Here is an 11,944-nt window from a genome sequence, read left to right as displayed (position 1 = left end):
TTGCGTCCCTCTCCCGTTTACGGGAGAGGGGTTGGGGTGAGGGTGGCTTTTCGCTCGTAAGGCCTCTGCCGAGCATGGCTCGGCACTACGCTTGCGCCTCTCTCCCGTTTACGGGAGAGGGGTTGGGGTGAGGGTGGCTTTTCGCTCGTAAGGCCTCTGCCGAGCATGGCTCGGCACTACGCTTGCGCCCCTCTCCCGTTTACGGGAGAGGAGTTGGGGTGAGGGTGGCTTTTCGCTGATAAAGCCCCTGCCGAGCATGGCTCGGCACTACGCTTGCGCCCCTCTCCCGTTTACGGGAGAGGGGTTGGGGTGAGGGCGCTTTTCGCTGGTAAGGCCTCTGACGAGCATGGCTCGGTACGCCATGTGTCGGGTTCAGTGCTTCAGCAGGCCGGCCGGCAGCTGCATGGTGATGCAGTGCAGGCTGCCGTTCTGCCAGATCAGCGAGCGGCAGGGCACCTGCACGATCTCGCGGTCCGGGAAGGCCTGCGCCAGCACGTCACGCGCGGCATCATCGGCGGCATCACCATAGGCCGGCATCAGCACCGCGCCGTTGATGATCAGGAAGTTCGCATACGAGGCAGCCAGGCGGCGGCCTTCGTCCAGCACCGGCTGCGCCCACGGCAGCGGGAACAGGCGGTAGGGCTTGCCGTCGGCGGTGCGCAGCGCGGCCAGTTCAGCGCCCATCGCCTGCAGCTCGGCGAAATGCGAGTCCTGCGGGTCATCGCAGTTCTGGTAGACGATGCTGTCGACCGAGGCAAAGCGGGCGAGGGTGTCGACATGGGCGTCGGTGTCGTCGCCTTCCAGGTAGCCGTGGTCCAGCCACAGCACGCGCTCCTGCTGCATCCAGTTGGCCATGTCAGCGCTGAGCGAGGCGCGGTCGCGCTCCGGGTGGCGCTCGTGCAGGCACTGCCAGGTGGTCAGCAGGGTGCCGGCACCATCCGTGTCGATGGCGCCGCCTTCCAGTGCGAACGGGATGCTTCGCACCTGCGCGTTGTTGAACACCTGGGCCTGGTCGAGCACGCCGACCAGTTGGTCATCCAGGCTGGCCTCGAATTTGCCGCCCCAGCCGGTGAAACGGAAGTCCAGCAGCTGGAAGCTGCCATCGGCGCGCTTGAGGGTGATCGGGCCGGAGTCGCGCAGCCAAGTGTCGTCGTAGGCGGCCGTGACAAACTGCACGCGCCCCATGTCCACGCGGTTCGAGCGCAGTCGCATTTCCGCATAGGTCTCGACGTCATCGTCGGCCACGCAGATCAGCACCGGCTGGAAGCGGGTGATGGCGCTGACCAGCGCGATGTAGGTTTCCTCGACCTCGGCCAGGCGCTCGGCCCAGTCGGTGTCGGCGTTCGGCCAGGCAATCAATACGCCGGACTGGGTTTCCCATTCGGCTGGAAAGCGGAGCGTGTCGTTCATTCTTCTCGTTTACGGTCGGCCCGGTCGGGCGGTGGGGCAGCAGGTGTGCGCCTGCTGCCGGAAGTGCGTCAGCGGATGGGCGGCTTCGGGCCGATCTCGTCCGGGCTGGCCTGGCGGGCCACCACGTCGATCACGCGCTGCTTTTCGAAGTACACGGTAAAGGCAGGGTAGACCCAGCGGTTGATGGTGGGCCACTGGCGCTTCTGGCCGCCGCGCGGGTCCATGCGCTCGCTGGGTGCGCCGAAGCGGGCTTCCACCTGCGCCATGGTCTGGCCGCGGGCCGGGATGGCCTCGGCCGGCTTTTCCTGTGCGCGTTCGATCAGCAGGGTGTCGGCCATCGCTGCCGGTGCTGTTGCCAGTACCGCGATCAGGCCCAGAATCTTGATTGCTTGCTTCATGGTCACATCTCCCCAGAGGACAGGCTGCGATTACAGCAAAAAACGTGGGCAAAAGAACGGTCCGGCGTCGCTATTAAGCCGGGTGCTCAGCAATGCGTCATCGTCAGCCCTGTGTCGGGGGGACGTCCGGCATGCAAAAAGCCGCCCGGAGGCGGCTTTTTGGCATCGCCTGTTCCTTGCGGAGCAGGCACCGGCTTGCGCCAGTTGGCTCAGCGCTGGCGAGCCTTGAAGCGCGGGTTCGACTTGCAGATCACGAAGATCTTGCCGCGACGGCGCACAACCTTGCAATCACGGTGACGGGCCTTCGCCGACTTCAGGGAGGACAGGACTTTCATGGCATACCTCGGCGGATAACTGTAGGGATCTCAGGAGCGCGGCCGCGGATATGCAGGATGACGCTCGTTCAAGCCCGCCATTCTACCGGGCAATTCCATGCAGGTTCAAGTGCTTGCACAAAATCGGCCGCCGGTGCTGCGCCGCGGGGCGCTAGAATAGCCTGATTCCCGTTCAGATCAGGCAGCCAGATGAGCCAGCTTCCCCCCGTCCTCACCATTGATGGCCCATCCGGGGCAGGCAAGGGTACCGTCAGTCGCATTGTCGCGCGGCAGCTGGGCTGGCACTACCTCGATTCCGGCGCGCTGTACCGTGCGGTCGGTGTGGCAGCGAGCTGGGCTGATCTGGATACCTCCGATGCGTCGGCACTGGTGCGCTGCACCTTTGATACCAAGGTGCAGTTTGCTGAACAGGGGGAAAACCTGCGGGTGCTGGTCAACGGCACCGACGCCACCGATGAGCTGCGGCTGGAAACCACCGGGGCGTTGGCCTCGGCCATTGCTGCCATCCCGGAGGTGCGGGCGGCGCTGAAGGAGCGCCAGCGCGCATTCAGGACTGCGCCGGGCCTGGTGGCCGATGGTCGGGATATGGGGACCGTCATCTTCCCGGACGCCCCATTCAAGGTTTTTCTGACCGCCAGCGCCGAGGAACGCGCCCAGAGGCGGCATAAACAGTTGAAAGAAAAAGGGGTTTCGGTTAACTTTGATGACCTCCTGCGTGAGATCATGGCCCGCGACGCCCGTGATGCACAGCGCGCAGTGGCGCCCCTGAGGCCGGCCGAAGACGCCATCCTCATCGACACCAGCGGTATTGGCATCGACGACGTCGTTGCCAAGGTGCTGGGTCTGGTTTCCAAGGAAACCTGATCCACGCGGCGTTGAGCGCGGTCGAGCAATCGGCCGCGGTCGCACCCAAGATGTTGCAACAACCCCGCGACGCAATGGTGCGTGGTGGGTTTTTTCATTCACATGCGGCCGCTGTCACAGGGTCGTCCAACAGGCTGGACAGTACGGGTTTCCGCAACAGATCCGCTGTCCGTGTGTTCAACTGAGTAAATCTAATGACCGAATCATTTGCAGAACTGTTTGAAGCCAGTCAGGCCAACCTGGCCAAGCTGAAGCCCGGTGCCATCGTTGTCGGTACCGTCGTTGATGTCCGCGGCGACGTGGTCGTGATCAACGCCGGCCTGAAGTCCGAAGGCATCGTGCCGATCGAACAGTTCCGTAACGACGCTGGCGAAATCGATGTGGGCGTGGGCGACCAGGTGAAGGTTGCACTGGACTCCATCGAAAACGGCTTCGGCGAAACCGTCCTGTCGCGCGAGAAGGCAAAGCGCGCCATGGTGTGGGACGAGCTGGAAGAAGCGTTGGAAAAGAACGAAACCATCACCGGCCGCATCAGCGGCAAGGTCAAGGGTGGTTTCACCGTGGACATCAAGGATGTCCGCGCATTCCTGCCCGGTTCGCTGGTCGATGTGCGCCCCGTGCGCGACCCGGCCTACCTGGAAGGCAAGGAGCTGGAATTCAAGCTCATCAAGCTGGACCGCAAGCGTAACAACGTGGTCGTGTCGCGTCGTGCAGTTGTCGAGAGCGAGCACTCGGAAGAGCGCGAGCAGCTGATGGACAAGCTGCAGGAAGGCGCCATCCTGAAGGGTGTCGTCAAGAATCTGACCGACTACGGCGCATTCGTGGACCTGGGCGGTATCGACGGCCTGCTGCACATCACCGACATGGCATGGAAGCGCGTGCGCCATCCTTCCGAAGTCGTGAACGTCGGCGACGAGCTGGACGTGCGCGTGCTGAAGTTCGACCGCGAGCGCAACCGCGTTTCGCTGGGCCTGAAGCAGCTGGGCGAGGATCCGTGGGACAACATCGCACGTCGTTACCCGGCCAACAGCCGCGTGTTCGGCAAGGTCTCCAACGTGACCGATTACGGCGCGTTCGTTGAGATCGAGCCGGGCGTTGAAGGTCTGGTGCACGTGTCCGAGATGGATTGGACCAACAAGAACGTCAACCCGTCCAAGGTTGTCCAGGTTGGTGATGAAGTCGAAGTGATGGTGCTGGACGTCGATGAAGAGCGTCGTCGCATCTCGCTGGGCATGAAGCAGGTTGCTGCCAACCCGTGGGAAACCTTTGCTGCCATCCACAAGAAGGGCGACAAGGTGTCGGGCCAGATCAAGTCGATCACCGACTTTGGCATCTTCATCGGTCTGGACGGCGGTATCGACGGCCTGGTGCACCTGTCGGACATCAGCTGGAACACCACCGGCGAAGACGTGGTCCGCAACTTCAAGAAGGGCGACACCCTGGACGCAGTGGTCCTGGCCGTCGATCCGGAGCGCGAGCGCATCTCGCTGGGCGTCAAGCAGCTTGAGCAGGATCCGTTCGGCCAGTACATGGCTGCCAACCCGAAGGGTTCGAAGGTCGAAGGCGTCGTGAAGGAAGTTGATGCCAAGGGCGCAATCATCGAGCTGGCTGACGGCATCGAAGGTTACGTTTCGGCACGTGACGTCGCCAACGAGCGCGTCGACGACGCGACCCAGTTCCTGAAGGTCGGCGACAAGATCGAAGCCAAGTTCGTGGGCATGGACCGCAAGGGCCGTACCCTGCAGCTGTCGATCAAGGCCAAGGACGATGCCGAAATGCGCGAAGTGCTGGAAGAGTACCAGTCCTCTTCGGCATCCAGCGGCACCACCCAGCTGGGCGCCCTGCTGCGCGCACAGCTGAACGGCAACAAGTCCGAGTAATCGGCTTCCTGTTGTAGATTTGACCTGGCGGCCCGGACATCAGTCCGGGCCGTTTCAGGGTAAGACCCAGCCATTGACGAGTACGCAATGACCAAATCCGAACTGATCGAAATCCTCGCGCGCAACCAGGCGCACCTGAAGGCTGATGATGTCGATCTGGCGGTGAAGTCCTTGCTGGAAATGATGGGCGGGTCGCTGTCCTCGGGTGATCGCATCGAGATCCGGGGTTTTGGTAGTTTTTCTCTGCATTACCGTCCGCCGCGCCTGGGTCGCAACCCGAAGACGGGTGAATCGGTCGCGCTGCCGGGCAAGCATGTGCCGCACTTCAAGCCGGGCAAGGAGCTGCGCGAGCGCGTCAGCTCGGTGGTGCCGCTGGAAAGCGATCCGGCCTGAGCCGTTGATGCCGCATTGGCGGCGATTCATGCTGCGGTTTCATGTCCGCACCGGTAAGCTAAAGGCTGTTTCCACGGAGTCAGCCGGCCATGAAGGTCTTTCGTCTATTGATCCTGCTGGCCGTATTGGTCGGTGGTCTGGTGGTGGGGTCGCTGAACTCCGAGCCCATCAAGATTAGCCTGGCCTTCTGGGTGCTCGAGACCACCTCGGGTATTGCCATCATCGCCTCGCTGTTATTGGGTGCCTTGGTCGGTGGCGGTCTGGTCATGGCGTCGCTGGTGGTTCCCATGTACGCCAAGCTGCGCCGCGCCAACAAGGCGGCCCTGACCGCAACCCCGGAACCGGTGACGCCGGTACAGACTCCTTCACCTTTTGACGGGCGCTGATCACAGATGGCTTTTATCAGTGAGTGGTTCTGGTTCTTCCTGTTCCTGCCGATTGCAGCACTCAGTGGCTGGGTGATCGGCCGCCGCGGTGGCCAGCGGCATAGCGAGAACCAGGTCAGCCGCCTTTCCAGTACCTATTTCCGTGGCCTGAACTATCTGCTCAATGAGCAGCCTGACAAGGCGATCGAGCTGTTCCTGCACATTGCCGAGCTGGACAAGGAAACCTTTGAAACCCAGGTGGCGCTGGGGCATCTGTTCCGCCGCCGCGGTGAAGTGGACCGCGCCATCCGTTTGCACCAGGGGCTGGTGAACCGCAATGACCTCAGCGACGCCCAGCGCGTGCAGGCATTGTTGGCCCTGGGTGAGGACTACATGAAGTCGGGTCTGCTGGACCGGGCCGAAACGGTGTTCACCGAGCTGGCGCAACTGGACCAGCGTGCGCCGCAGGCGCTCAAGCACCTGATCAGCATCTACCAGGCCGAGCGTGACTGGGAGAAGGCGATCGAGAATGCCACCCGCTACGAGGCGGTCACTGACGAGCCCATGGGCAAGCTGATCGGGCAGTTCGAGTGCGAGCTGGCTGAGCGCTACCGTGCTGCCGGGCGGTTGGAAGATGCGCGCGCGGCGATCAACCGTGCCAATGCCGCCGATGCGATGAGCGTGCGTGCCGGCATCATCGAGGGGCGCCTGGAAAGCGACTTCGGCAATGATGAGGCGGCAGTGCGGGCATTCGAACGGGCTGCGCGCAACGATCCGGACTATCTGCCGGAGATCCTGCCGCAGCTGCTCAAGAACTACCGCAACGTCGGTGACATTGCCGGTGCCCGTGCCTTCCTGGCCGAGATGACCGAGCACTACCGTGGCATCGCGCCGGTGTTGGCGTTGACCCGGTTGATGGAAGAGCAGGAAGGGCCGGCGCCGGCGCGCGCCTATCTGGGGCGCCAGCTGAAGGATCGCCCCTCGGTGCGTGGTGAGTCCGCACTGATCGACCTGACACTGGCCGAGGGTGCCGATCCGGTTGCGACCCTGCAGGATCTGAAGCACATCACCGACCAGTTGCTGGTGCGTAATCCGGCGTACCGCTGCACCCGCTGCGGATTTGGTGCGCGCACCCACCACTGGCAGTGCCCGAGCTGCAAGGAGTGGGGTACGGTCAAGCCATTGCTGAATTTCGCGGTGCTCTGACCGGTGCGGTCGAGCTTTCCTTGGCTGCTGGTGATCTGCGCAGTGGGGGCGGTGGTTACCTGGGCTGCGATCCGATACGCGCGGCGACGGCAGTTGTTTGACCTGCCTGGCGAACGCCGCAGCCATCGTGTTTCCACCCCGCGCGGTGGCGGTGTCGGCATCGTTGTTTCCCAGCTGCTGGCCTGCGTGCTGGGGGGGATCTGGCTGCCCCAGGCGGCACTGACCCTGACGGCTTTTGCGCTGGGCTTGCTGCTGGTTGCGGGTATTGGCTGGTGGGACGACCACAAGCCGTTGCCCGCCTTGCCACGTCTGTTCATACATCTGCTGGCAGGGCTGCTGCTTGGCTGGTTGGTCTGGCAGGGCACGGGCATCCTCTGGAAGGCGCTGTTGTGCGCATTGTTGGGTGTGTCCTTGATCAACATCTGGAACTTCATGGATGGGATCAATGGGCTGGCCAGCACCCAGGCCATCATCGTGGGGATTGGGGCGGGGCTGTTGCTGCCGGCCCCCTATGCGCTCGCTGCTTGGAGCTTGGTGGCCGGCTGTGCGGGTTTCCTGCCCTTCAACTTTCCGCGTGCCCGCATCTTCATGGGCGATGTCGGGAGTGGTGCGCTGGGGTATCTGGTCGCGGGCCTGCTGGCGCTGGGCATCAGCGTCACCGATGTTGCGCTGCCGTTGTGGCTGATGTTGCCCACGGCTTTTTTCGTAGATGCCGGTCTCACCTTGTTGGGGCGGATGGCACGTGGTGAATCCTGGATGCAGGCGCATACACAGCATCTTTACCAGGTATGGGTAAAGAATGAACGTAGCCATGTTTTTGTGACATTCCTGTACGCCCTGTTCAGCATTGTCGGGGCTATACTCGCTGCGCTGTTTTCAGGGCTTCCTCCGGAGTGGGGGTGGGCAGGGGGTGTTACGTGGGTAGCCGTGGGTACGGCGGCCTGGTTCCTTCTGCGCGCGAGGGCGTATCAACCAGGATGATCAAGATGTCGGGCGAGCATAGAGACAGCACCAACGGTGGCGGCGCGCGTTATGCGGTGATGCTGCACGATCTGGTAATGGTCTGGCTGTGTTGGCAGGGCCTGTTCATGGCGCGTTATGCCCTGCTCGACCACTCGCCGCAATTGCCCTTGTTCTCGCTTGACGTGGCCATTGTGCTTGGCCTGCAGGCGCTGGCCTTCGGCAAGGTAGGCCTGTACCGCGGCCTGTGGCGCTTTGCCAGCGTTGCAGACCTGATCAACATCTTCAAAGCCTGCTTCATCGGGTTGCTGGCCATTGTTGTGGTCTTCAGCTACCGGCGCTTGGAAGGTATTCCAATGTCGGTGTTGGTGGTCTATCCGTTCGCCTTGTCCGCGTTGCTGGGAACGCCCCGGTTGCTTTACCGGGCCTGGAAGGATTATCAGGCCGTCAACTCGGACGCCCGCGCAAGGCGTGTGCTGGTGCTGGGTGCCGGCTTGGCGGCGGAAACCCTGGTCAAGGACCTGCGCCGCTCGGGGACCTATGTGCCGGTCGGTCTGCTGGATGACTCGCCGGCGCTGCAGGGCGCGAACCTGCATGGCGCGCCCATTCTCGGCACGCTGTCCGATGTGGTAACCGTGGCCAAGGAAGTGGATGCCAAGTTGCTGGTGATTGCCATTCCCACACTGGATGCGGCGGGCATGCAGCGGGTGGTGGGGTTGTGCGAGGCAACGGGGCTGCCGTTCCGTACCGTTCCCAGGCTCAGTGATGTGCTGGAGGGCAGCTCGCTGCCCGGCCAGTTGAAGGAAGTAGCGATCGAGGACCTGTTGGGTCGCAAGGCCATCCTGCCGGACTGGGGGTTGCTGCGTGGCTGGTTGCGCGGTCGCACCGTGCTGGTTACCGGCGGCGGCGGTTCGATCGGCTCGGAGCTGTGCCGACAATGTGCCCGCCACGGGGTGGCGGAGGTCGTTGTGCTGGAGATCAGCGAGTTGCTGATGATCAACATCCAGGCCGAGCTGCGACGTAACTTTCCCGAATTGAAGGTCAGTGGCGTACTGGGCGATTGCGGCGACCCCGCCGTGGTCCGGCACGTACTGGACATCTATCGCCCGGATACGGTGTTCCATGCGGCTGCCTACAAGCAGGTGCCCCTGCTGGAGAATCAGCTGCGCGAGGCGGTGCGCAACAACACCCTGGCGACGGAGTGTGTGGCCAGTGCCTGCGTGGAGCGTGGGGTGGAGAACTTCGTGTTCATCTCCACCGACAAGGCAGTGGATCCGGTCAATGCGCTCGGCGCCAGCAAGCGCTACGCCGAAATGATCTGCCAGAGCTTGAACAAGCGCCCCGGCAACACCCGTTTTGTCACGGTGCGCTTCGGCAATGTGCTGGGATCGGTTGGCAGTGTGGTGCCCTTGTTCCGCGAGCAGATCAGCAAAGGAGGGCCGGTTACTGTGACCCATCCTGATGTGACGCGCTATTTCATGACGATCCCGGAAGCCTGCCTGCTGATTCTGCAGGCGGCCGCTTCATCGTCGCGCGGTGCCATCTATATGCTGGACATGGGCGAGCCCGTGCTGATCCGGCACCTGGCCGAACAGTTGATCCGGTTGGCCGGCAAGGTGCCTGGCGTTGATATCCCGATTGTCTATACCGGCCTGCGCGCGGGTGAAAAGCTTCACGAAACCTTGTTCTACGCAGACGAGAATTGCCACCCCACTTCGCATCCGAAGGTGCTGGAAGCGGGGCCGCGCGAGTTCTCGGTAGACAAGGTGTTGGCCAATGTGGCCGAGTTGAGGGCGGCGGTTGCCTCCTATGATGTGGCGGCGCTGCACGCGATCCTGCGCAGTACCGTTCCTGAATTCCTGCCACTGGATGTGCCGGCGGCGCGCAACACCGGGGCCAAGGCCAATATCGTCCCATTCCCCTCGAAGGAAGCTGGAAGGAATTATTGATGCAAGCACGTATAAAGAAGGCGGTCTTTCCTGTTGCGGGTCTTGGTACCCGGTTTCTGCCGGCGACCAAGACCGTGCCAAAGGAAATGTTGCCGATCATTGACCGGCCGCTGATCCAGTACGCGGTTGATGAGGCGATCGAGGCCGGTTGCGACACGTTGATCTTCATCACCAACCGCTACAAGCATGCGGTTGCTGATTATTTCGACAAGGCCTACGAGCTGGAGCAGAAGCTCGAGCGCGCCGGCAAGCAGGAGCAGTTGGAGCTGATCCGGCATGTGCTGCCCAAGGGCGTGCGCGCGGTGTTCGTGACCCAGACCGAGGCGCTGGGGCTGGGCCATGCGGTGCTGTGTGCCAAGGCGATCGTCGGCAACGAGCCCTTTGCGGTGCTGCTGCCGGATGACCTGATCTGGAACCGCGGCGACGGCGCGCTCAAGCAGATGGCTGACCTGAACGCTGCCACCGGCGCCAGCGTCATTGCGGTGGAAGACGTGCCGCACGACAAGACCGGCAGCTATGGCATCGTCGCGACCGACAGGTTCGATGGCCGCAAGGGGCATATCACCCAGATCGTTGAGAAGCCGAAGCCGGAAGATGCGCCCAGTGATCTGGCGGTGGTGGGGCGCTACGTGCTCAGCCCGAAGATCTTCGAGTTGCTGGAAGCAACCGGTACCGGTGCCGGTGGCGAGATCCAGCTGACCGACGCGATTGCGCAGCTGCTCCAGACCGAGCAGGTGGATGCGTACCGTTTCGAGGGCACGCGCTTTGACTGTGGCACCCATCTGGGGTTGATCGAAGCGACCGTGCGCTTTGCGCTGGAGAACGAGAAGCTGGCCGGGCCGGCACGGGCGGCCATGCAGAAGATGCTGGCGGAGTAAGCGCTGCGAGCATTCTGGAAGCAGATGTCGTCTATCAATTGTGTTGATTGGAAAAGCAGCCGCCAGGCTGCTTTTCTGTTTCTGGCCCCCGGGGGGGTGCAAGTAGAACGGCGCGCAAAGCTCCCCCTCTCCCCAACCCCTCTCCCGCAAGGGGAGAGGGGCTTGAGTCGCTGCGAGCGCAGGCATTCCCAGCAACTGCAGCTGTAGCCCTCTGCCCTTGCGGGAGAGGGGTTGGGAGAGGGGGGCTCTTCGCGATGCGCTCAAAAAGAAGGCGGCCCTCAGGCCGCCTTCTTCAATAAACAGCGCAGCAGATCGCTTACAGCGATTCGAAAATACCCGCTGCACCCATGCCGGTGCCGATGCACATGGTCACCATGCCGTACTTCTGCTGGCGGCGGCGCAGGCCGTGCAACAGGGTGGCGGTACGGATCGCGCCGGTTGCACCCAGCGGGTGGCCCAGGGCGATGGCGCCGCCCAGCGGGTTGACCTTGGACGGGTCCAGGCCGCAATCGCGGATCACCGCCAACGACTGGGCGGCAAAGGCCTCATTGAGTTCGATCCAGTCCAGCTGATCCTGGCTCAGGCCAGCCTGCTTCAATGCCTTCGGAATCGCTGCGATCGGGCCGATGCCCATCACTTCCGGGCGCACGCCGGCGACCGAGAAGCTGACGAAGCGGGCCAGCGGGGTCAGGCCGTAGTCCTTGATCGCCTGCTCGGAGGCCAGCAGCACCGCACCGGCACCGTCGCTCATCTGTGAGGAATTGCCTGCAGTCACCGAACCGCCGAACTGGCCATTGCGGAACACCGGGCGCAGCTTGGCCAGGCCTTCGGCGGACGAATCCAGGCGCGGGCCTTCGTCGGTATCGGCCAGCTTGTTGCGGGTGATGATGCGCTTGCCATCAGCCAGGTCAGGCAGGTGCGAGACGATGTCGTAGGGGCTGATCTCGTCCTTGAACTCGCCGTTCTGGATCGCAGCGATGGCCTTCTGGTGCGAGGCCAGGGCGAAGGCGTCCTGCTCCTCGCGCGAGACCTTCCATTCCTCGGCGACCTTCTCGGCGGTGATGCCCATGCCGTAGGCAATGGCGACGTGGTCGTTGTCGAACACGCTAGGTGCCATCGCGATCTTGTTGCCCATCATCGGCACCATCGACATCGACTCGGTACCGCCGGCCAGCATCAGGTCGCTGTTGCCCAGGCGGATCTGGTCAGCCGCCATCGCCACGGCCTGCAGGCCGGACGAGCAGAAGCGGTTCACCGTCTGCGCGGCGATGGTGTTGGGCAGGCCTGCCAGCAGCACGCCGATGCG

12 protein-coding genes are annotated in these 11,944 nt (G+C 63.1%); 8 read left to right on the top strand and 4 right to left on the bottom strand.

The window, feature by feature from the left end; all coding sequences use genetic code 11:
• Window positions 1–372 precede the first annotated feature (372 nt).
• The 3 genes from B2527_RS06955 to ykgO form a co-directional block, all read right to left on the bottom strand.
• Window positions 373–1,410, bottom strand: coding sequence for an agmatine deiminase family protein (locus tag B2527_RS06955; protein ID WP_293707154.1), 1,038 nt, complete (start codon window positions 1,408–1,410; stop codon window positions 373–375).
• A gap of 68 nt (window positions 1,411–1,478) precedes the next feature.
• Entirely contained in the window at window positions 1,479–1,808 is a 330-nt protein-coding gene (locus tag B2527_RS06950; RefSeq protein WP_293707152.1) for a hypothetical protein, read from the bottom strand.
• A gap of 209 nt (window positions 1,809–2,017) precedes the next feature.
• The gene (ykgO, locus tag B2527_RS06945; RefSeq protein ID WP_005409283.1) at window positions 2,018–2,143 is read right to left on the bottom strand and encodes a type B 50S ribosomal protein L36; all 126 of its coding nucleotides are present in this window, start codon (window positions 2,141–2,143) and stop codon (window positions 2,018–2,020) included.
• 189 nt (window positions 2,144–2,332) lie between these two features.
• Here ykgO and cmk point away from each other — a divergent pair, with 189 nt between their 5' ends.
• From cmk to galU, 8 genes are all read left to right on the top strand, one after another.
• A complete protein-coding gene (gene cmk, locus B2527_RS06940) occupies window positions 2,333–3,007 on the top strand; it encodes a (d)CMP kinase (RefSeq protein ID WP_293706831.1) in 675 nt (224 codons plus the stop codon).
• Window positions 3,008–3,201: 194 nt separating this feature from the next.
• Window positions 3,202–4,887, top strand: a complete 1,686-nt coding sequence (gene rpsA / locus B2527_RS06935; RefSeq protein ID WP_293706830.1) for a 30S ribosomal protein S1 — start codon at window positions 3,202–3,204, stop codon at window positions 4,885–4,887.
• A gap of 87 nt (window positions 4,888–4,974) precedes the next feature.
• Window positions 4,975–5,280: an integration host factor subunit beta gene (locus tag B2527_RS06930; RefSeq protein WP_293706829.1), complete on the top strand. Its 306-nt coding sequence runs from the start codon at window positions 4,975–4,977 to the stop codon at window positions 5,278–5,280.
• Window positions 5,281–5,369: 89 nt separating this feature from the next.
• Window positions 5,370–5,666, top strand: coding sequence for a lipopolysaccharide assembly protein LapA domain-containing protein (locus tag B2527_RS06925; RefSeq protein ID WP_293706828.1), 297 nt, complete (start codon window positions 5,370–5,372; stop codon window positions 5,664–5,666).
• 6 nt (window positions 5,667–5,672) lie between these two features.
• Entirely contained in the window at window positions 5,673–6,851 is a 1,179-nt protein-coding gene (gene lapB / locus B2527_RS06920) for a lipopolysaccharide assembly protein LapB (RefSeq protein ID WP_293706827.1), read from the top strand.
• A gap of 246 nt (window positions 6,852–7,097) precedes the next feature.
• Entirely contained in the window at window positions 7,098–7,832 is a 735-nt protein-coding gene (locus B2527_RS06915) for a lipopolysaccharide biosynthesis protein (protein ID WP_414717027.1), read from the top strand.
• 5 nt (window positions 7,833–7,837) lie between these two features.
• Window positions 7,838–9,760 (top strand): polysaccharide biosynthesis protein, encoded by a 1,923-nt coding sequence (locus B2527_RS06910; RefSeq protein ID WP_293707491.1) that lies wholly within the window; start codon window positions 7,838–7,840, stop codon window positions 9,758–9,760.
• Window positions 9,760–10,638 carry a UTP--glucose-1-phosphate uridylyltransferase GalU gene (galU, locus tag B2527_RS06905; protein ID WP_293706826.1) on the top strand — a complete coding sequence of 293 codons (879 nt, stop codon included), beginning with the start codon at window positions 9,760–9,762 and terminating at the stop codon, window positions 10,636–10,638. The genes B2527_RS06910 and galU overlap by 1 nt, the downstream gene beginning before the upstream one ends.
• A 316-nt stretch (window positions 10,639–10,954) precedes the next feature.
• Here galU and B2527_RS06900 read toward each other — a convergent pair.
• The coding region (locus tag B2527_RS06900) for an acetyl-CoA C-acyltransferase (protein WP_293706825.1) at window positions 10,955–11,944 on the bottom strand (990 nt) is incomplete at its 5' end.

Source organism: Stenotrophomonas sp. UBA7606 (genome assembly GCF_002477705.1).
GTDB lineage: Bacteria > Pseudomonadota > Gammaproteobacteria > Xanthomonadales > Xanthomonadaceae > Stenotrophomonas.
Note: the sequence above shows the minus strand (reverse complement) of the source record. Positions and strands in the feature narration are given on the sequence as shown.

Excerpts from the sequence above, each read along its gene's own strand:
- B2527_RS06955 (WP_293707154.1), bottom strand. The coding sequence starts at position 1,410 with ATGAACGACACGCTCCGCTTTCCAGCCGAATGGGAAACCCAGTCCGGC.
- B2527_RS06950 (WP_293707152.1), bottom strand. The coding sequence starts at position 1,808 with ATGAAGCAAGCAATCAAGATTCTGGGCCTGATCGCGGTACTGGCAACA.
- ykgO (WP_005409283.1), bottom strand. The coding sequence starts at position 2,143 with ATGAAAGTCCTGTCCTCCCTGAAGTCGGCGAAGGCCCGTCACCGTGAT.
- cmk (WP_293706831.1), top strand. The coding sequence starts at position 2,333 with ATGAGCCAGCTTCCCCCCGTCCTCACCATTGATGGCCCATCCGGGGCA.
- rpsA (WP_293706830.1), top strand. The coding sequence starts at position 3,202 with ATGACCGAATCATTTGCAGAACTGTTTGAAGCCAGTCAGGCCAACCTG.
- B2527_RS06930 (WP_293706829.1), top strand. The coding sequence starts at position 4,975 with ATGACCAAATCCGAACTGATCGAAATCCTCGCGCGCAACCAGGCGCAC.
- B2527_RS06925 (WP_293706828.1), top strand. The coding sequence starts at position 5,370 with ATGAAGGTCTTTCGTCTATTGATCCTGCTGGCCGTATTGGTCGGTGGT.
- lapB (WP_293706827.1), top strand. The coding sequence starts at position 5,673 with ATGGCTTTTATCAGTGAGTGGTTCTGGTTCTTCCTGTTCCTGCCGATT.
- B2527_RS06910 (WP_293707491.1), top strand. The coding sequence starts at position 7,838 with ATGTCGGGCGAGCATAGAGACAGCACCAACGGTGGCGGCGCGCGTTAT.
- galU (WP_293706826.1), top strand. The coding sequence starts at position 9,760 with ATGCAAGCACGTATAAAGAAGGCGGTCTTTCCTGTTGCGGGTCTTGGT.